This window comes from Streptomyces sp. NPDC048521 (assembly GCF_043199855.1).
In the GTDB taxonomy this organism is placed as follows: Bacteria; Actinomycetota; Actinomycetes; order Streptomycetales; family Streptomycetaceae; genus Streptomyces.
In genome coordinates this window covers 26290-44543 of the sequence record NZ_JBICWR010000002.1, presented here as the reverse complement: position 1 = coordinate 44543, position 18254 = coordinate 26290, and the positions used below count along the sequence as shown (strand labels likewise).

The 18254-nt window shown below is 72.5% G+C and carries 18 protein-coding genes and 1 pseudogene; 10 read left to right on the top strand and 9 right to left on the bottom strand.

Going from position 1 to position 18254, the window contains the following annotated elements; all coding sequences use genetic code 11:
* The first annotated feature begins 85 nt into the window (after positions 1–85).
* Positions 86–550: a MarR family winged helix-turn-helix transcriptional regulator gene (locus tag ACGFRF_RS04655; RefSeq protein WP_393737137.1), complete on the top strand. Its 465-nt coding sequence runs from the start codon at positions 86–88 to the stop codon at positions 548–550.
* 37 nt (positions 551–587) lie between these two features.
* Here ACGFRF_RS04655 and ACGFRF_RS04650 read toward each other — a convergent pair whose 3' ends face one another.
* The gene (locus ACGFRF_RS04650; RefSeq protein ID WP_393737667.1) at positions 588–1559 is read right to left on the bottom strand and encodes a DUF3048 domain-containing protein; all 972 of its coding nucleotides are present in this window, start codon (positions 1557–1559) and stop codon (positions 588–590) included.
* 227 nt (positions 1560–1786) lie between these two features.
* Between ACGFRF_RS04650 and ACGFRF_RS04645 the strand changes: the two genes are divergently transcribed.
* A complete protein-coding gene (locus tag ACGFRF_RS04645; protein ID WP_393737136.1) occupies positions 1787–2977 on the top strand; it encodes a zinc-dependent alcohol dehydrogenase in 1191 nt (396 codons plus the stop codon).
* Between the two features lies 1 nt (position 2978).
* Here ACGFRF_RS04645 and ACGFRF_RS04640 read toward each other — a convergent pair whose 3' ends face one another.
* On the bottom strand, positions 2979–4055 hold the full coding sequence (locus tag ACGFRF_RS04640; protein ID WP_393737135.1) for an ATP-dependent DNA ligase: 1077 nt from the start codon (positions 4053–4055) through the stop codon (positions 2979–2981).
* A 73-nt stretch (positions 4056–4128) separates the two neighbouring features.
* Here ACGFRF_RS04640 and ligD point away from each other — a divergent pair, with 73 nt between their 5' ends.
* The gene (gene ligD, locus ACGFRF_RS04635) at positions 4129–5148 is read left to right on the top strand and encodes a non-homologous end-joining DNA ligase (protein WP_393737134.1); all 1020 of its coding nucleotides are present in this window, start codon (positions 4129–4131) and stop codon (positions 5146–5148) included.
* Between the two features lie 154 nt (positions 5149–5302).
* The gene (locus ACGFRF_RS04630) at positions 5303–6397 is read left to right on the top strand and encodes a LacI family DNA-binding transcriptional regulator (protein ID WP_393737133.1); all 1095 of its coding nucleotides are present in this window, start codon (positions 5303–5305) and stop codon (positions 6395–6397) included.
* Positions 6398–6525: 128 nt separating this feature from the next.
* Here the strand turns inward: ACGFRF_RS04630 and ACGFRF_RS04625 are convergent, their stop codons facing one another.
* A complete protein-coding gene (locus ACGFRF_RS04625) occupies positions 6526–7317 on the bottom strand; it encodes a VOC family protein (RefSeq protein WP_393737132.1) in 792 nt (263 codons plus the stop codon).
* Between the two features lie 287 nt (positions 7318–7604).
* Here ACGFRF_RS04625 and ACGFRF_RS04620 point away from each other — a divergent pair, with 287 nt between their 5' ends.
* Positions 7605–7850 (top strand): WhiB family transcriptional regulator, encoded by a 246-nt coding sequence (locus ACGFRF_RS04620; protein WP_393737131.1) that lies wholly within the window; start codon positions 7605–7607, stop codon positions 7848–7850.
* 25 nt (positions 7851–7875) lie between these two features.
* Here the strand turns inward: ACGFRF_RS04620 and ACGFRF_RS04615 are convergent, their stop codons facing one another.
* The 4 genes from ACGFRF_RS04615 to ACGFRF_RS04600 all read right to left on the bottom strand — a co-directional run bounded on the left by ACGFRF_RS04615 (position 7876) and on the right by ACGFRF_RS04600 (position 12398).
* Positions 7876–8850 (bottom strand): acyl-ACP desaturase, encoded by a 975-nt coding sequence (locus tag ACGFRF_RS04615; RefSeq protein ID WP_393737130.1) that lies wholly within the window; start codon positions 8848–8850, stop codon positions 7876–7878.
* Positions 8851–9070: 220 nt separating this feature from the next.
* A complete protein-coding gene (gene ddaH, locus ACGFRF_RS04610; RefSeq protein ID WP_393737129.1) occupies positions 9071–9847 on the bottom strand; it encodes a dimethylargininase in 777 nt (258 codons plus the stop codon).
* A gap of 139 nt (positions 9848–9986) precedes the next feature.
* A complete protein-coding gene (locus ACGFRF_RS04605) occupies positions 9987–11612 on the bottom strand; it encodes an ABC-F family ATP-binding cassette domain-containing protein (RefSeq protein WP_393737128.1) in 1626 nt (541 codons plus the stop codon).
* 369 nt (positions 11613–11981) lie between these two features.
* The gene (locus tag ACGFRF_RS04600) at positions 11982–12398 is read right to left on the bottom strand and encodes an SsgA family sporulation/cell division regulator (RefSeq protein ID WP_393737127.1); all 417 of its coding nucleotides are present in this window, start codon (positions 12396–12398) and stop codon (positions 11982–11984) included.
* Positions 12399–12674: 276 nt separating this feature from the next.
* On the opposite strand from ACGFRF_RS04600, the gene ACGFRF_RS04595 reads away from it, so the two are divergent.
* Together ACGFRF_RS04595 and ACGFRF_RS04590 are read left to right on the top strand one after the other, a co-directional pair.
* Complete coding sequence (locus tag ACGFRF_RS04595; protein WP_393737666.1) at positions 12675–13748, top strand: WD40/YVTN/BNR-like repeat-containing protein; 1074 nt, start codon at positions 12675–12677, stop codon at positions 13746–13748.
* 82 nt (positions 13749–13830) lie between these two features.
* Positions 13831–14169, top strand: a complete 339-nt coding sequence (locus ACGFRF_RS04590) for a plasmid stabilization protein (protein WP_393737126.1) — start codon at positions 13831–13833, stop codon at positions 14167–14169.
* A gap of 10 nt (positions 14170–14179) precedes the next feature.
* Here ACGFRF_RS04590 and ACGFRF_RS04585 read toward each other — a convergent pair whose 3' ends face one another.
* Positions 14180–14476, bottom strand: a complete 297-nt coding sequence (locus ACGFRF_RS04585) for a YciI family protein (RefSeq protein ID WP_393737125.1) — start codon at positions 14474–14476, stop codon at positions 14180–14182.
* A 60-nt stretch (positions 14477–14536) separates the two neighbouring features.
* Between ACGFRF_RS04585 and ACGFRF_RS04580 the strand changes: the two genes are divergently transcribed.
* Both ACGFRF_RS04580 and ACGFRF_RS04575 read left to right on the top strand, forming a co-directional pair.
* Positions 14537–15295 (top strand): endonuclease V, encoded by a 759-nt coding sequence (locus tag ACGFRF_RS04580; protein WP_393737124.1) that lies wholly within the window; start codon positions 14537–14539, stop codon positions 15293–15295.
* A gap of 96 nt (positions 15296–15391) precedes the next feature.
* Positions 15392–15566, top strand: a pseudogene (locus ACGFRF_RS04575) (integrase core domain-containing protein); the annotation flags it as partial.
* Here the strand turns inward: ACGFRF_RS04575 and ACGFRF_RS04570 are convergent.
* Complete coding sequence (locus ACGFRF_RS04570; RefSeq protein WP_393737123.1) at positions 15563–16741, bottom strand: saccharopine dehydrogenase family protein; 1179 nt, start codon at positions 16739–16741, stop codon at positions 15563–15565. The pseudogene ACGFRF_RS04575 and the gene ACGFRF_RS04570 overlap by 4 nt on opposite strands.
* Positions 16742–17023: 282 nt before the next feature.
* Between ACGFRF_RS04570 and ACGFRF_RS04565 the strand changes: the two genes are divergently transcribed.
* Positions 17024–18184: a CaiB/BaiF CoA transferase family protein gene (locus ACGFRF_RS04565; RefSeq protein ID WP_393737122.1), complete on the top strand. Its 1161-nt coding sequence runs from the start codon at positions 17024–17026 to the stop codon at positions 18182–18184.
* The last annotated feature ends 70 nt before the right edge of the window (positions 18185–18254 follow it).

Below are 18254 nucleotides of genomic sequence, written 5' to 3'. Positions count from 1 at the left end.
GGAAAACAGGGCTGTTGGTAAGGGAAAGAACTTCTGATCACCAGGTATCGTTCAGTGCACGAACGAATCGATCACGGGAGCGCACATGGCCGCGGTGGACCTCGCCACCCATCCCGGGCACCTGGCCCGGCGGCTCCAGCAGGCGCACTACCTGCTGTGGAACACGATGGTCTCCGAGGAGATCACCTCGCCGCAGTTCGCGGTCATGAACGCGCTCGCCGCCGAGCCCGGCCTGGACCAGCGGACCGTGGGGGAGCGGGTGGGACTGGACCGGTCGACCATCGCCGAGGTCATCAGCCGGCTCGGCCGCCGCGGGCTGCTGCACAAGGTGCGCGATCCCGGGGACGGCCGGCGCTTCCTGCTCCGCCTCACCGACGAGGGCCTGCGCACCCACCGCAGACTGGCCGTGCGCACCGCCCGGATGAACCAGGTCTTCCTCGCCCCGCTGTCCGCCGAGGAGCAGACCGTCTTCCTCGACCTGATCCGGCGGGTCGCGGACGCGGCCGAGGACCTGCGCAACCCGGCCGAGCCGCCGGCCGCCCGGAGCTGACCGCCCGGCCGCCGCCCGCCCCGCGCCGACCACTCCCTTACGGCGCCGGCGCGAACACCACCCACACCTGTCCGGCGGCGAAGTCCATCCGGCTGCCGTCCGCCGCCGTGAACGTCGTACCGCCCGTCGCTGCCGGTCGCGACCAGGTGGCGGCGAAGGACCGTCCGTCGCGCAGCACCTGAGCCTTCCCGGAGCCGACCGTCTCGGTGTACGGGGTGCGGTTGCCGAGTGCGTCGTGGTAGGCGGAGGCGCGGATCTTCACGTACTGCACGACGACCGTCGGCGGCGCCATCCGCCCGCCGTCCGTCGTCACCGTGGGCGTGCCGTCCATCGCGACGAGCCAGCCGCCGCGCTCGGCGGACCAGGTGAAGGTGAACCGGGCGGCCGGGTAGCGCACGGTGCGCGACGTTGTGGGCGTGCCGCCGGAGGGGGCCGGGCCGTAGCGGAAGCCGGTCGTCAGCGCGGTCCCGCCCGGTGCGGCGGGCAGCAGGCCGGCGGGGTGCAGATAGAGGTTGTGCGGGGCGGCCCGGCCGGTGCCCCGGTAGTAGGCGTCCGGGGCCTCGTCCGGCGATTTCGCCCGCAGGGGCGCCTTGTCGATCAGCGGCAGCAGCTTGCGCTGGGCGCCGGAGAAGGCGAGGGTCGGCCGGCCGAACTGGCGCAGCAGCTCCAGATCGGACTCGCGGGCGCTGCGCACCGGTCCGACGGCCGCGGGGAGCCTGGTCGCGTACACCGCCATCAGCCGGCTCAGGCCGCCCTCCACCTGTTCGGCGTACACCACGTCGGCCGCGTCGAGGCCGGTCTGCGGGCGGGCCGCGGGGACGTTGTCGATCTTCACGGCGAGCGGTGAGCCGGCCGTCGAGAGCGAGGGACTCGGTGTCGGGCTGTGGTGCGGGGCGCGGTCGTCGTCCCGGCCCTGGCCGGTGCAGCCCGCCGTGAGGGACGCCGCGAGCACGGCCGTCAGGAGAGCCGCCGTGTGTGTGGCGCGTCGTATGCGCGCCCTGTGTCCGATGCCCACCGTTGCCACCCCCGTCCGTGTTGTCCGATTGTGCGCTCTTGCGGTCAGCTCTGGCCATATCCGATCGCCTGCGATCACGCGCGCTCGGCGGCCGGACCACGAAAGGGGTTCGCGCAGGTACGCACGGGTACCCGGCCGCCATCGCACACACGACGCAGACACTGCGCGCCGGATGCGCCAGGGCGAACCGGCGCGCAGGCGAGGCAAGGGAGCGCGACCCCATGAAGGCAGTCACCTGGCAGGGCAAGCGGGACGTCCGGGTCGACACGGTGCCCGACCCGCGGATCGAGGAGCCCACGGACGCCGTCATCCGCATCACGTCCACCGGACTGTGCGGCTCCGACCTGCACCTGTACGAGGTGCTCACGCCGTTCATGACCCCCGGCGACATCCTCGGCCACGAACCCATGGGCATCGTCGAGGAGGTCGGCTCCGAGGTGACGAACCTACAGCCCGGCGACCGGGTCGTGGTGCCGTTCCAGATCGCCTGCGGGCACTGCTTCATGTGCGACACCGGGCTGCCCACCCAGTGCGAGACCACCCAGGTCACCGGCGAGGGCATGGGCGCCGCCCTGTTCGGCTACACCCGCCTGTACGGGGCCGTGCCCGGCGGCCAGGCCGAGTACCTGCGGGTCCCGCAGGCGCAGTTCGGCCCGATCAAGGTGCCCGAGGGACCGTCGGACGACCGCTTCGTCTACCTCTCCGACGTGCTGCCCACCGCCTGGCAGGCCGTCGAGTACGCCGCCGTCCCGCCCGGCGGCACCCTCGCCGTCCTCGGCCTCGGCCCGATCGGCGACATGTCCTGCCGGATCGCCAAGGCACGCGGCGCCGAGCGGGTGTTCGGTGTGGACCTGGTGCCCGAGCGGCTCGCCCGGGCGAACCGGCGGGGTGTTAAGACGTACGACCTGAGGGCCTTCGACGACGAGAAGGCACTGGTCCACGCCATCCGGGACGAGACCGGAGGCCGCGGCCCGGACGCCGTGATCGACGCCGTCGGCACCGAGGCGCACGGCAGCGCCGCCGCCAAGCTCGCCCAGACGGCCACCGCGCTGATGCCGCGCAAGCTCAGCGCACCCCTCGCGGAACGCTTCAGCATCGACCGGCTCGGCGCCCTGTACATGGCCATCGACCTGGTCCGGCGCGGCGGCACGATCTCGCTGAGCGGTGTGTACGGCGGCATGGCCGACCCGATGCCGATGCTCACCCTGTTCGACAAGCAGATCCAGCTGCGCATGGGACAGGCCAACGTCCGCCGCTGGACCGACCAGATCATGCCCTACCTCACGGACGAGGACCCGCTCGGCGTGGAGGACTTCGCCACGCACCGGGTGCCGCTCTCCGAAGCACCGCACGCCTACGAGATGTTCCAGCGCAAGCAGGACGGCGCCGTCAAGGTCCTCATGCAGCCGTAGCTCAGCCCCGGTCCTTCTCGCCGAGGATCTCCGCCAGGTCGTAGCGCACCGGCTCCTCCAGCTGCGCGTAGGTGCAGCTCTCCGGTGTACGGTCCGGGCGCCAGCGGCGGAAACGGGCCGTGTGCCGGAAACGCTGCCCGTTCTCCATGTGGTCGTAGGCCACCTCGGCCACCCGCTCGGGTCTCAGCGGCACCCAGGACAGGTCCTTCTTGCCCGACCAGCGGCTCGGCGCCCCCGGCAGCCGGGCCGTCTCGTGGGCGGCCTCCTCCGACCAGGCCGCCCACGGGTGCCCCGCCACGTCGTCCATCCGCAGCGGCTCCAGTTCCTCGACCAGTTCGGCCCGCCGCTTCATCGGGAAGGCGGCCGACACGCCCACGTGCTGGAGCCTGCCGTGCTCGTCGTGCAGCCCGAGCAGCAGCGAGCCGACCACGGGGCCGCTCTTGTGGAAGCGGTAGCCGGCCACGACGACGTCCGCCGTCCGCTCGTGCTTGATCTTGAACATGGCCCGCTCGTCCTGCAGGTAGCGCGAGGTGAGCGGCTTGGCGACGACGCCGTCCAGCCCGGCCCCCTCGAACTGCTCGAACCACTGCCGGGCCAGCTCGATGTCGGTCGTCGCCGGCGCCACATGCACCGGCGGTGTCACGTGGTCGAGGGACCGCTCCAGCAGGGGCCGGCGGTCGCTCAGCGGAACATCGAGCAGGGAGCGGTCGTCGAGGGCCAGCAGGTCGAAGGCGACGAACGACGCCGGGGTCCTCTCGGCCAGCATCCGCACCCGGGAGTCCGCCGGGTGGATGCGCTCGGTCAGCGCGTCGAAGTCCAGACGGCCGTTGCGCGCGATCACGATCTCCCCGTCGAGCACGCACCGCTCGGGCACCCGCTCCCGCAACGCCTCGACCAGCTCGGGAAAATACCTGGTCAGTGGCTTTCCGGTGCGGCTGCCCAGCTCGACCTCGGCCCCGTCCCGGAACACGATCGAGCGGAACCCGTCCCACTTCGCCTCGTAGTGCATACCCGGCGGGATCTTCGCCACCGACTTGGCGAGCATGGGCTTCACGGGCGGCATCACCGGCAGATCCATGGTCCGATTCTGCTCGCATACCTGCGCCGCCGCCCGGTGTGCGAGCCGTGCGGGGTGCGCCTACCGTGGCCGCATGGCTGACGCGGTGGAACTGGAAGTGGCCGGCCGGACCGTACGGCTGTCCAGCCCGGACAAGGTGTTCTTCCCGGAGCGGGGATTCACCAAGCTGGACCTGGCCCGGTACTACGCCGCCGTCGGTCCCGGCATCCTGCGCGCCCTGCGCGACCGCCCCACCACCCTGGAGCGCTACCCGGACGGCGTCGGCGGCGAGTGGTTCTACCAGAAGCGGGCCCCCAAGGGCATGCCCGACTGGATCCCGACCGCCCACATCACCTTCCCCAGCGGGCGCAGCGCCGACGAGATGTGCCCCACCGAGGAGGCCGCCGTGGTGTGGGCCGCCCAGTACGGCACCCTCACCTTCCACCCCTGGCCGGTGCGCGCCACTGACGTCGACCACCCCGACGAACTCCGCATCGACCTCGACCCGCAGCCCGGCACCGACTACGACGACGCCGTCCGCGCCGCCGGAGAACTGCGCGCCGTCCTCGACGAGTTCGGCGGGCTGCGCGGCTGGCCCAAGACCTCCGGCGGCCGTGGCCTGCACGTCTTCGTCCCCATCGAACCGCGCTGGACCTTCACCCAGGTGCGGCGCGCCGCGATCGCGGTCGGCCGGGAGATGGAACGCCGGATGCCGGACCACGTGACCATCAAGTGGTGGAAGGAGGAACGCGGGCGCCGCATCTTCCTCGACTACAACCAGACGGCCCGCGACCGCACCATCGCCTCCGCCTACTCCGTACGTCCCCGCCCGCACGCCCCCGTCTCGGCGCCCTTGCGCTGGGAGGAGGTCGGCGTGGCGCACCCCGCCGACTTCGACCTCGCCACCATGCCGGCCCGCTTCGCCGAAGTCGGCGACGTGCACGCCGACATGGACGACCACGCCTACTCCCTGGACGCGCTGCTGGAGCTGGCCCGCCGCGACGAACACGACCACGGCCTGGGCGACCTGCCGTACCCGCCGGAGTATCCCAAGATGCCGGGCGAACCGAAACGGGTCCAGCCGAGCCGTGCCCGCCGCGAGTCGACGTCCTAGCCGGACACCGGGCGAGCGCGCGTCCGGTCGGCCCCGTGTGCCCGGGAGCCCACCGCGGGGCCGTTCTCCGGGGCCGCCGCCCGCCGCCGGGCCACGGGTGGCGGTGGGCGGGGACGGTTATCCTGACCGGCAGCCGCCGATGAGGAGTCCCGAAGTGACCGAGGCAGTGTCGCGTCCCACGCTGGAGGCCGTGGCCGCGCGGGCCGGCGTGTCCCGGGCCACCGTGTCGCGGGTGGTCAACGGCGGGGACGGGGTACGCGAGCCGTTGGCCGAGCGGGTTCGGCAGGCCGTGGCGGAGCTGGGATACGTCCCCAACCAGGCGGCGCGCAGCCTCGTCACCAAGCGGCACGACGCCGTCGCGGTCGTCATCGCCGAACCGGAGACGCGGGTCTTCGCCGACCCTTTCTTCGCCCTCCAGCTGCGCGGCATCAGCAAGGAGCTGACCGCCCACGACAACCAGCTGGTACTGCTGCTCACCGAGGGCCGGGACGACCACGCGCGCGTGGCCCGGTATCTCGCCGGAGGCCACGTCGACGGCGCGCTCGTCTTCTCCCTGCACCTGGACGACCCGCTGCCCGGGCTCATCCAGGACGCCGGCGTGCCCACCGTGTTCGGCGGGCGGCCCGGCTGGGGCGAGGGCACCGACGGCTCCGCGAACAGGAGCGCGGAGGTGGCGTACGTCGACTGCGACAACCGGGGCGGGGCCCGTACGGCCGTACGGCATCTCGTGGACCTCGGCCGCAGACGCATCGCGCACATCACCGGCGCCCTGGACCAGACCTCGGCGGTGGACCGGCTCGACGGCTACCGGGACGTGATGGACGACGTCCTGGGCGGGAGCGACCCCCGGCTGGTCGTGGAGAGCGACTTCACCCCGGCAGGCGGCGAAGGCGCCATGCGGGCACTCCTCGACCGCTGCCCGGACGTGGACGCCGTGTTCGCGGCCAACGACCTGACCGCGCTCGGCGCCCTGCGGGTGCTGCGCGAGCGCGGCCGGCGGGTGCCCGAGGACGTGGCCGTGATCGGTTTCGACGACATGGTGCCGGTCACCGAACAGACCGACCCACCGCTGACGACGGTCCGTCAGGACATCGAGGAGATGGGCCGCCTGATGGCCCGCCTGCTGCTGCGGGGCCTGTTGGGTGGGCGCGGCCGGGACGGAACCGCGCTGGACGCACCGGCCGCGTGGCTCGCCCCGGACGCCGGCGTGATCCTCCCGACGACGCTGATCCGCCGCGCGACCGCGTAAGCCCCGCGAAGCGGCGAGGACGTACCACCGTCCGCGGCCGCGGAGCCGTCAGCGGTGCGGCGACGGCAAAGGCCCCACGGCCCCGCGGTCGGCACGGGTCCGCGGTCGGCACGGCGAGGCCCGCGCGGTCAGCCCTGGGACGACTCGCTCCTGATCACCGCGAACCGCACCCCGCTCGGGTCCGCGAGCTTGGCCATGCGGCCCACGCCCTCCAAGGTCGTCGCGGGCATGCGCACCGTCCCGCCGAGCTGCTGGGCCTTCTCGACCACGGCGTCGGTGTCCTCGACCTCGAAGTACGGCAGCCAGTAGGGGCCGGCCTCCGCCTCGGCGGGGGCGTCGGCCATGGGCACCATGCCGCCGAACATCGCGTCCTCCCCGGCACCGCCCGGATTGACGCAGGTGTACTTCCCGCCCGGGAAGGGCACCGCCGACGTCTCCAGGTCGAGCACCCGGTGGTAGAACGCGGCGGCCGCCGCGATGTCCGGCGTGTACAGCTCGACCCAGCACAGCGCGCCCGGCTCGTTCGCCACGTCCACGCCCTTGGTCTGTCCGGGCTGCCAGATCCCGAACGGCACGCCCGCCTGGTCGGCGAGGAGCGCCATGTGGCCCTGGCCCATCACGTCCCTGGGCTGGAACAGCACCCTGCCGTGGGCCTGCTCGGCCGCCTCGGCGGTGGCCTGCGCGTCCTCGCTCCGGAAGTACACCGTCCAGGCCGGAGGGCCCTGCTCCGGGCCGGTCTGCATGCCGCCCGCGACGGTCCTGCCCTCGAGCTGGAAGAAGCCGTAACCGCCGGCGTCCGGCCCCGCCGACCGGAACTGCCAGCCGAAGAGACCGCCGTAGAAGGAGAGGGCGCCGTCGATGTCGGGGGTGCCGATGTCGATCCAGTTCGGGGCGCCGTCGACGAAACGGGTGGTGAGCATCTTCGCCCTCCTCGGAAGGGGGTCCCGTCCTGTGCACTGCCGAGTCTGGCACCGCCCACCGACAATCGCCGCCGGAGCGCCACGACGCGCCGGACCCGTCCTGCTCTCACCGGGTGACCGGACCGGTTCTCCCCGTACTCCCGTTCTCCCCGTTTTCCCGCCTGTCCCGCGCGCCGCCGTGCGCGGGCATGCGGGCGGGGAGCATCATCGGGGCGGCCGGAAGCCCTGACGGCGTCGTTGACCTCGCGTTGATCGAACGTTTTTCGCCGTCCAGCACGATTCCGGTCATGCACTTCGAAACCATCACCCCGGCCGACGACACCTGGCAGGCGCAGGCCCTGTGCGCGCAGACCGGGCCGGACTTCTTCTTCCCCGAGCCGGGCAGCTCGGTGCGCGAGGCGAAGCGCATCTGCGCCCTGTGCGAACTGCGCCCGGCCTGCCTGGAGTACGCGCTCGCCCACGACGAGCGCTTCGGCGTCTGGGGCGGGCTGTCGGAGAAGGAGCGCCTCGCCCTGAGGCGCGCCTCCCACTGAGCATCGCCGCCCGCACGGGCAGGCGTCAGCCGCCGGCGCGCGCCGCCATGCGGGCCTTGCGAGTGGCCAGCTTCTCGTCGAACTTGGCGGCCTCCGCGTCCAGACCGCCCATGAACAGACCGAGTTCCTCCTGCGCCTGGCGCCCCTCGGGGCCGAGGCCGTCGATCTCCAGGACCTTCAGGAAGCGCAGCACCGGCTGCAGGACGTCGTCGTGGTGGATGCGCAGGTTGTAGACCTCGCCGATCGCCATCTGCGCGGCGGCCCGCTCGAAGCCGGGGATGCCGTGGCCGGGCATCCGGAAGTTCACCACGACGTCCCGGACCGCCTGCATGGTGAGGTCGGGGGCGAGTTCGAAGGCGGCCTTCAGCAGGTTGCGGTAGAAGATCATGTGCAGGTTCTCGTCGGTCGCGATGCGGGCCAGCATGCGGTCGCAGATCGGGTCCCCGGACTGGTGGCCGGTGTTGCGGTGCGAGATCCGGGTGGCCAGTTCCTGGAAGGCGACGTAGGCGATCGAGTGCAGCATCGAGTGCCGGTTGTCGGACTCGAAGCCCTCGCTCATGTGGGACATGCGGAACTGTTCCAGCTTGTCCGGGTCCACCGCGCGCGAGGTGAGCAGGTAGTCGCGCATGACGATGCCGTGGCGGCCCTCCTCGGCCGTCCAGCGGTGCACCCAGGTGCCCCAGGCGCCGTCGCGGCCGAACAGCGAGGCGATCTCGTGGTGGTAGCTGGGCAGGTTGTCCTCGGTCAGCAGGTTGACCACGAGGGCGATGCGGCCGATCTCCGTGACCTTGGACTGCTCCTTGTCCCAGGCCTGGCCGTCCTCGAACAGGCCCGGGAAGTTGCGGCCGTCGCTCCACGGCACGTACTCGTGCGGCATCCAGTCCTTGGCGACCTTCAGATGCCGGTTCAGCTCCTTCTCGACCACTTCCTCCAGGGCGTACAGCAGCCGCGAGTCGCTCCAGACGGACGGGCTGCCGAGGTGAGGGGAAGTGATCGTCACAGGAACTCCAGGGGGACGCCGAACAAAGGAAGGGGACGGCCCGGCGAGCGGTGCCGGAAACCTACGAGATCGTAGGCTACGAATCCGTAGGTTACGAAGCCGTAGGTTAAGAACGCTGTAAAGATCGCTGATCAGCAGGCATGACCCCGGTTCGGACGACACGCCGGACAGCCCCGGGACCCGCAGGTCCCGGGACTGTCCGGGCGACGTGATCACATGGTCAGGCGTACAGCTCCCGCAGGCGTACCGAGAGGCAGGTCACACAGCCTTCGAGCTTCTCGAACTCGCCGATGTCGACCGTGACCACGTCATGGCCGAGGTCGGTCAGCAACTCGGCGGTCTTGGGGGCGCTCGCGGCCATCAGCAGCTTGCTGCCGCCGAGCAGCACCACGTGCGAGCCGGACTCCTCCGGCACCGACAGGAAGCCCGGGAACAGCGAGGGCCGGTCCACCTTCGGGATGTGCCCGATCACCGTTCCGTCCGGCAGCGCGGTCACCGCCGACTTCAGGTGCAGCACCTTGCTCACCGGTACGGCGACCACGCGCGCGCCCAGCGGCTCGAACGCGGCCCGCAGCTGCTGCACGCCGGCCGCGTTGGTCCGCCCGCCCCGGCCGACGTACACCGTGTCGCCCACCTTCAGCACGTCACCGCCGTCCAGCGTGCCCGGGTCCCAGATCCAGTTCACCGAGCAGCCGAGGCGGGCCACCGCCTCCTCGACGCCGGCGGTCTCCTCCCGCCGGGACTCGGCGCCGGGCCGGGTGATCAACGCCACGTTCTTGTACATGACGACGGTGTCCTCGACGAACACCGAGTCCGGGCAGTCGTCGGCCGGTTCGACCTCGATGGTCTCCCAGCCGTTCGTGTGCAGCGCCTCGACGTAGGCCTCCCACTGCTCGACGGCGAGCCCGACGTCGACCTTCTCCCGCTCGATGTGCGTCACCAAACCTTCGGCGAGGCGGGGGCTGGGGCGGCGGACGAGGGCCTTCTTGCTGGGCACGAGGGGCCTTTCGAATCGGTCGGGTCGACGGTGCGGTGTCCGGTGCCGGGGATGCGGCACCGGTCCGCCATCATGCAGGGCGCTCCGGCCGGGGCAAAACCCTCGCCGCACGGCTGTGGCCCTCCTGAGACGTCAGGTCTCAGGCCGAGGCCCCGATGTCCTCCGGTGCGATCTCCTTCAGTTCTCCCTCCTCCATCAGCAGCCAGCGGGTGATGCCGATCGACTCGAGGAACGGCAGGTCGTGGCTGGCCACGAGCAGCGCGCCCTCGTACGACTCCAGGGCCGAGGTCAGCTGCCGGACGCTGGCCATGTCGAGGTTGTTGGTCGGCTCGTCGAGCAGCAGCAGCTGGGGTGCGGGCTCGGCGAGCATCAGCGCGGCCAGAGTCGCCCGGAAGCGCTCGCCGCCCGACAGCGTGGCCGCCTTCTGGTCGGCCCGTGCGCCCCGGAACAGGAAGCGGGCGAGGCGCGCCCGGATCCGGTTGTTGGTGGCGCCCGGCGCGAACCGGGCCACGTTCTCGGCGACCGTCCGCCCGTCGTCGAGCACGTCCAGCCGCTGGGGCAGGAACCGCAGCTGGACGTGCGCCCTCGCCTCGCCCGCCACCGGCGCCAGCTCCCCGGCGACGGTCCGCAGCAGCGTCGTCTTGCCCGCGCCGTTGCGGCCGACGAGCGCGATCCGCTCCGGGCCGCGCAGATCGACGATGCCCTCGACGCGCCCCCCGTAGGCCATCGCCAGGTTCTCCAGGGTGAGCACCTGCCGGCCGGGCGGTACGGCCGTGTACGGCAGGTCGACACGGATCTCGTCGTCGTCCCGTACGGCCTCCACCGCGTCGTCCAAACGCTCCCTGGCCTCGGCGAGGCGCTCCTCGTGCATGATGCGGTGCTTGCCCGCGGACTCCTGGGCGGCGCGTTTGCGCGCGCCCATGACGATCTTCGGCTCGCGCTTGGAGTCGTACATCTTCTGCCCGTACCGCTTGCGGCGGGCCAGTTTGACCTGGGCGTCGGCCAGTTCGCGCTTCTGTTTGCGCACATCGGCCTCGGCGACGCGCACCATCCGTTCGGCGGCCTCCTGTTCGACGGTGAGGGCCTCCTCGTAGGCCGAGAAGTTGCCGCCGTACCAGGCGACCTCTCCGGCGCGCAGCTCCGCGATCTGGTCGACCAGGTCGAGCAGTTCCCGGTCGTGGCTGACCACGACCAGCACGCCCGGCCATGCGGAGACCGCCTGGTACAGCCGCCGGCGCGCGTACAGGTCGAGGTTGTTGGTCGGTTCGTCCAGCAGCAGGACGTCCGGGCGGCGCAGCAGCAGCGCGGCGAGCCGCAGCAGCACCGATTCGCCGCCGGACACCTCGCCGACGGTGCGGTCCAGGCCGATGTGGCCGAGACCGAGTTCACCGAGGGTGACCAGGGCGCGCTCCTCGACGTCCCAGTCGTCGCCGACCGTCTCGAAGTGCTCCTCGGCCGCGTCGCCCGCCTCGATGGCGTGCAGCGCGGCCCGCCGGTCGGCGATGCCGAGGGCCTGATCGACGCGGAGCGTGGTGTCGAGGGTGACGTTCTGCGGGAGGTAGCCGACCTCGCCGGCCACTTTCACCGTGCCGTCGAGCGGGGTGAGTTCACCGGCCAGCAGCTTCAACAGGGTGGACTTCCCTGATCCGTTGACGCCGACGAGCCCGGTCCTGCCGGGGCCGAAGGCCATGTCGAGGCCGTCGAAGACAGTGGTGCCGTCGGGCCAGGCGAAGGACAGGGCGGTGCAGGTGAGGGAAACAGTCATGAGGGCCTCGCGAGGGGGTGTGCGGTCGGGTGCAGAACGCGTGTCGAGACACCGCGAGGCGAGAACCGAAGGGGTCTGGGCACTCGGAAGGCCATGGGAAAAGCCCTGTGCCGGAGGACGGCTCGGACGCCGAGGTCGTACGCCACGCACACCTGACCGGTGTGAACGCGGTGTCTCAGGACCTCAGACGAGCAACGTCCTTCTCCAATCGACGGCAACAGGACCGCTGTAGACCGTACGAGGGGTCCACGGAGCTGTCAACGCCATTACGCTCCGGGTTCGGCTCCCGCGCCCCGGACCGCACCGGGCGTCCCGCGCGGGCCGACGCGCCTGTCGGTACCGAACGGGGCGCTCAGGCGCGCGAAGTGCTCAGCAGGCGTCCCGCATCAGCGCGGCCAGGCCGTGGTCCAGGTCGAGCTGGAGGTGTTCGAGCCCGACGGGCACCAGCGCGTCGGCCGCCTCCAGGAACCGCCGTATCTCGCCCGAGCGCACATGCACGATCGCGGTGCCCTCGGGGGCGTGGAACTCCAGCACCGTGCGGTCGTAGCCGTACGGCCGCACGCGGACGTCGCCGTGGCCCTCCGGGCCCTCGAGACCGGCCGCCAGCAGCTCCCGGGAGAAGGTCCAGCACACCTCGACACCCTCGAGGGTGGCCGGGGCCGGGAAGGTCATGCGGACGGCGAAGGGGTCGTGCCGCTCGTAGCGCAGCGTGGCGGGAATGCTCGGCATGCGCGGTGCGGCGGCGACGAGACGGGCCTCTACGGGCTGCTCGATGACGGTGGACAACGCCTTGCTCCCTCGTGACGGCTGGACTACGCCCGGATGTGTGGCACCCGGCACAGGAAGAGACGACGGAACCGGCCGATGCGTGCACACGCAGAACGAGTGACCTCGGTCACCGCCTTCATGCACGGCGGAACGCCGGATGTTCTCCCCTGCAAGGACCGGCCGGCCGCGCCCGCGCGGGCCGGCCGGTCCTCTGGACGGCGCCGGGGGCATGGGCTAGCTTCGCCCGCCATGAGGCGCTTGGGGAGCACGCGACGCAGGGGACGGACGAGCAGGCTGGCGGCGGCGGGGGTGGCGTGCGGTGCGGCGCTGGCCGCGCTGACGGTCCCGGTGGCCGAGGCCGGGCCGCTCGGGCAGGAGAGCGGGCGACCGGCAAGCGTGCGCTGGGAGGCGAAGGACCCCGGCACCCCGCAGGTCCGCTTCCGGGGGCTCGCCGCCGTCGACCGGCACACCGCCTGGCTCGCCGGCACCGGCGGCGCGGTGCTGCGCACCACCGACGGCGGTTCGACCTGGCGGAACGTCTCTCCGCCCGGGGCGGCCGAGCTGCAGTTCCGGGACGTGCAGGCCTTCGACGCGCGGCGCGCGGTGGTGCTGGCCATCGGAGAGGGCGAGGCCTCCCGGATGTACCGCACCGACGACGGCGGGGCGACCTGGACGGAGTCCTTCCGCAACACCGACCCGAAGGCCTTCTACGACTGCCTCGCCTTCTTCGACCGCCGCCACGGCCTCGCCCTGAGCGACCCGGTCGACGGGAAGTTCCGCATCCTGTCCACCGGCGACGGCGGCCGCTCCTGGCGGGTGCTGCCCTCGGACGGCATGCCGCCCGCCCTGGACGGCGAGGCGGGGTTCGCCGCGAGCGGCCAGTGCCTGGTCACCTCCGGCCCGAAGGACGTCTGGCTGGCCACCGGCGGCGGCGCCCACGCGCGCGTGCTGCACTCCGCCGACCGCGGACTGACCTGGACGGCCGCCGAAACACCCGTCCCGGCGGGCGATCCGGCCAAGGGCGTCTTCGCGCTCACCTTCCGCGACCGCACCCATGGCATCGCCGTCGGCGGCGACTACCGCCCCGACCAGCCCTCGCCGCAGGCCGCCGCCGTCACCGCCGACGGGGGCCGCACCTGGCGGTCCGCCCCCACGCCCCCGCCCGCCTACCGCTCCGGCGCCGCCTGGCTCCCGCACAGCCGCGGCGGCGCGCTCGCCGTCGGTCCCACCGGCACCGACCTCACCACCGACGGCGGCCGCACCTGGCGGACCATCGACACCGGTTCCTACGACACCGTCACCTGCACCCCGGACCTGAGCTGCTGGGCGGCGGGCGAACAGGGGCGGGTGGCCCGCCTGGAACGCTGAGCCGGCCCCGTCCGGCAGACAGGCCGAGGTAAATGTCCTCAAGCCGGGTACTCGTTTCCCGCCGCAAAGGAAGGGAGCGATCATGCCAGCCGGTTCCAGCCCCAAGCGCGAACGTCAGTACGAGCACATCAAGAAGAGCGCGCAGGACCGGGGCGAGAGCGCCGGACGCGCCAAGGAGATCGCCGCGCGGACGGTGAACAAGGAACGCGCCCGTTCCGGCGAGTCCAAGACCGCCAGCCGCAGCTCGACGCAGGACATGTCGTCCAGCAAGCGCGGCGGCCAGCGATCGGGCAACCGGGTCGGCTCCCAGGGTCCGACCTACGACCAGCTGTACAACGAGGCGAAGCAGCGCGGCATCGAGGGCCGCTCGAACATGAACAAGAGTGAGCTGCAGCGTGCGCTGAACTCGAAGAAGAGCTGAGCCGGGAGGCTCAGCCCGGCGCCTGCCGGTGGTGCGCCAGTTCCGGGGCGGTCTTCGTGGCGATGAACTCCGTGACCCGGTACGCGCACACACCGGCGACGGCGAACGGGTCGCCCGCGACGATCTCCTCGATGCGGGCACGGTCCTCGGCGACGGCGAGGATCACCCCGCCGTCGTCGGGGCTCTTCTGTCCGGACGCCAGGAAGAAGCCCTTCTCGTACTGCTCGTCCAGCCACGCCACATGGGCGGGCACCAGGGCGTCGACGGCGTCGAGGGGCGCGGTGTAGGTCAGCTCGACCAGGAACATGATCAGGAGCCTACCCCCGACTTCACCGACCGGGCCTGCGCTCGTACAGTCGTGGTCACCATGACGACCGTAGGCGTACCGGCGGGCTGGCCCGCGACCGAGGAAGAGGCGCGCGCCGTCCAGGACGAACTGCGCGGGCGGGTGGTGCTCGACGAGCCCGGACCCCCGCCCGGGACGGGCCGCGTCACCGGCGTCGACGTCGCCTACGACGACGACCTGGACCTGGTCGCCGCGGCGGCCGTGGTCCTCGACGCCGCCACCCTGGACGTCCTGGCCGAGGCCACGGCCGTCGGCCGGGTCTCCTTCCCGTACGTCCCCGGACTCCTCGCCTTCCGCGAGATCCCCACCGTCCGGGCGGCTCTCGACGCCCTGCCGTGCCCGCCGGGTCTGGTGGTGTGCGACGGGTACGGCCTCGCCCATCCGCGCCGTTTCGGTCTCGCGAGTCACCTGGGCGTTCTCACGGACCTGCCGACCATCGGCGTCGCCAAGAACCCGTTCACCTTCACCTACGACGACCCGGCCCCCGAGCGGGGCGGTTCCGCGCCCCTGCTCGCGGGGAGCGAGGAGGTCGGGCGCGCGCTGCGCACCCGGGACGGTGTCAAGCCGGTCTTCGTCTCGGTCGGCCACCGGGTGAGCCTGGACAACGCGCTGGCGCACACCCTGGCGCTGAGCCCGCGGTACCGGCTGCCGGAGACCACGCGCAGGGCGGACGCCCTGTGCCGCCGGGCACTTCGGCGGGCGACACGGGGCATGGCCGGCGGGGAGGTTCAGGAGGCGACCACGCGCCAGGCGCCGACCTCCTGGTACGCCGAGTCGTAGACGGCCGAACCCGTCGCCGGGCTCGAGGGTGTGATGGCGCAGGTTGCCGCCCCAATACCGCAGGATGCGCTCCAGCTCACCCGCCCGGTCCTGGGCCACCGCACCCAGCTCGACGAATGGGCCTACCTGCGTCCCTACACCAGCAACACCGAACGCATCCAGGCCCTGGCAGACTTCCTCCACACCTACAACCGACCACCGCTGCCACACCGCACTCGGCGGCCGGCCACCCATCAGCCGTGTGAACAACCCTGCGGGTCAATACACCTAGCGGGCCGCCGCCACCCGGAAGGTGATCCCGGCGGCGCGCAGCCGCTCGGTCAGGGCGTCGCCCATCGCCTGTGCCGTGGTGACCTGTCCGGCCGTCGGCGGAAGGTCGTCGAAGGCCAGGCTGAGGGCCGCCTCGGCGAACATCTTCGCCGTCTCGTCGTATCCCGGGTCGCCGCCCGCGACCTCCGTGAACACGCGCCGGCCGCCGCCCTCGCCGACGAAGCGCACCGTGAACCAGCTGTTCGCCCGCTGCTGCGCGCTCGGCCCGTCGCCCGGCTTGAGCCGGTCCGACAGCCAGCGCCGCGCGGGCGGCAACTGGGCGGCGGCCACCGCCGTGCCGACGGCGGCGATCCCGCCGAGGGCGACCGGGAGACGCTTCACCGCGGCGTAGTGGCGGTAGCGGAAGTCGGGGCCGTACCGCTCCAGCGCCCGGGCCGAACGGCGCACGATCTGCCCGTCGATGGTCGGCAGCGGCAGCGCCCACGCGCCGACCTCCCTGGCGAACCTCGGCGTGCCCGTCGGCGCGGCCACCTTGCGCCCCATCAGGCGCGGCTCGTGCCGGCCCCTCTCCCGCGCGGCGGCCAGCATCCGCCGGCCGCGTGCGGCCTGGTTCAGCGCCGAGGCGAGGGTGCCGCCGGAGAAGGCCGCGTCGGCGGTCACGTACCCGTCCACGGTCAGCGGCACGCCCTCCGGCAATTGCCGCACCGTGTAGTACACGCCCAGATCGTGGGGTACGGAGTCGAAGCCGCAGGCGTGCACCAGGCGCGCGCCTGTCTCACGCGCGCGTGCGTCGTGCCGGACGTACATCAGGTCGACGAACTCCGGTTCACCGGTGAGGTCCAGGTAGTCGGCACCGGAGTCCGCGCAGGCGGCGACCAGTTCCTCGCCGTAGAGCACGTACGGCCCCACGGTCGTGGCCACCACGCGCGCGTGCTCGGCGAGGGCGCGCAGGGTGGCCGATTCGTCCACGTCGGCCCGCAGGACGCCGACGTCCGCACCGCCGGGCAGCCCCTCGCGGAGCCGCTCCAGCTTGCGTTCGTCGCGGCCCGCGACCGCCCAGCGCAGCTCCTTCGGCGCGTGCGCGGCGAGATACTCCGCGGTGAGCCTGCCGACGAAGCCCGTCGCTCCGAAGAGCACGAGGTCGTAGGGACGGTCTGTCGTCTTTAGCCTGCTCATGACACCCCTTGGTCGTGCAGCCGCGCCGCTGTCGGTGGCAGAGGCTAGCGTGAGGGGGTGCGCACTTCGACCACCAGCCCGGGGGCAGCGGGGTCCAGCGGGGTTCGACGGCGCTCGCCCTCCGGCCGCACGGCCGAGGTCCCTCACTCTCCGGGGTGATCGATCGGCACTCCGGGCACTTGGCTAAGCGCTTGCTCGTTGAGGTCTTGTGTCCGGTGGTACGTGTTCCTAGCATCACCGGTGTTACATCAGTTGTGTCACAGACGCTTGGGGGCTGGACGCATGACGACGGCAGGGACGCCGACCACGCCGGGCACCGGCCCGCTCTCCGGCGTGCGCGTGGTGGAGCTGGCCGGCATCGGGCCCGGCCCGTTCGCCGCCATGCTCCTGGCCGACCTGGGCGCGGACGTGGTCCGGGTGGACCGGCCGGGCGGTCCTGGACTCGCGATCGACCCCGCGTACGACGTCACCAACCGCAACAAGCGCTCGGTCATGGTCGACCTGAAGGCACCGGACGGCCCCGCCCGCGTCCTGGACCTCGCCGAACGGGCCGACATCCTCCTCGAGGGCTACCGTCCGGGCGTCGCCGAGCGGCTCGGCGTCGGCCCCGAGCAGTGCCACGCCCGCAACCCCCGCCTGGTCTACGGCCGGATGACCGGCTGGGGCCAGGACGGCCCGCTCGCCCCCCGCGCCGGCCACGACGTGGCCTACATCGCGCTGACCGGCACACTCGGCATGATCGGCCGCGCGGGCGAGCCCCCGGCCGTCCCCGCCAACCTGCTCGGCGACTACGCGGGCGGCTCCCTCTATCTGGTCATCGGCCTCCTCGCCGCCCTGCACCACGCGCGCGCGACCGGCATCGGGCAGGTCGTCGACGCCGCCATCGTCGACGGCACCGCCCACCTGTCCGCGATGATCCACGGCATGCTGGCCGCCGGCGGCTGGCAGGACCGGCGCGCCGCCAACCTGCTCGACGGCGGCTGCCCCTACTACGGCACCTACGAGACCGCCGACGGCGGGTACATGGCGGTCGGCGCCCTGGAAGCCAGGTTCTACGAGGAATTCCTGCGCCTGCTCGGCCTGGACGACCTGGCACCGGCGCACCAGGACCCGACCCGCTGGGGTGAGCTGCGCGAACGCGTCGCCGCTCGCTTCGGATCCCGTACCCGGGATGAGTGGACGGCCGTCTTCGAGGGCTCCGACGCCTGTGTGGCCCCCGTCCTGTCCCTGCGCGAGGCCCCGCACCACCCGCATCTGGCCGCCCGCGGCACCTTCACCGAGCACGGCGGCATCACCCAGCCCGCCCCCGCCCCCCGCTTCTCCGCGACCCCGACCACCGTCCGCACCGGCCCGGCCCGGCCAGGTGCCGACACCGGGACGGTGGCGCGTGACTGGGGCATACCTGACCTCGTGAACGACGACCTCATGGCAGACGGCGACTGACCCGGTCACCCGACGCCCCCCGCCCTCGGCGACCGACTCCCGCTCGGCCCACCCTCCCGAAAGGCACACC